Source organism: Pseudomonas sp. EL_65y_Pfl1_R83, assembly GCF_963970695.1.
Lineage (GTDB): Bacteria > Pseudomonadota > Gammaproteobacteria > Pseudomonadales > Pseudomonadaceae > Aquipseudomonas > Aquipseudomonas tritici.
Window position 1 is genome coordinate 1 of record NZ_CAXAQI010000321.1, and the last position, 486, is coordinate 486.

Sequence of the window (486 nt, forward strand, 5' to 3'; positions counted from 1 at the left end):
GACCGATCTCTCCATTCTTCCAAGCCCGATCACGGGCCAAGGCTGGCACGCCAAGACGACCGAAACCCAGGTGACCACCAAAAGGGTCGATGGTTGCGGAGCCATGGCCGGCGATACGATGTGCACGGCCGATGCCGCCGGGGAAGTCTGCACCGAAGGCCCGGAGACCCGGATGATCGACGGCGTACCTGTCACGCAATCGTGCTGGGCGTGGAAGCGCAACTTCACTTGCAATGTCATGTCGGCGGGCAACGATTGCGGCGATCTGGAGAGCAATCGGTCCTGCACGTTCCTTCGTGAAGATTGCCTTGATGATCCGCAGAGTGGGGCCTGCAAGGTCGCGGAGAAAGTGTATCGCTGCCCGACCCCATCGAGCACGGTCGGGGGCGACAAGCAGTATATATGCGGGGACGACGTCTACTGCATCAACGGCGATTGCGAGCCGATCGTCCGCGAGGCGTCGACCGAGTTCAGGGACGCGCTCGT

General features: G+C 62.1%; 1 protein-coding gene. It reads left to right on the forward strand.

The genetic code is table 11. The features are described 5' to 3' along the window. On the forward strand, window positions 1-486 hold a 486-nt coding region (gene traN, locus AACY08_RS29090; RefSeq protein WP_339472533.1), incomplete at both ends, for a conjugal transfer protein TraN.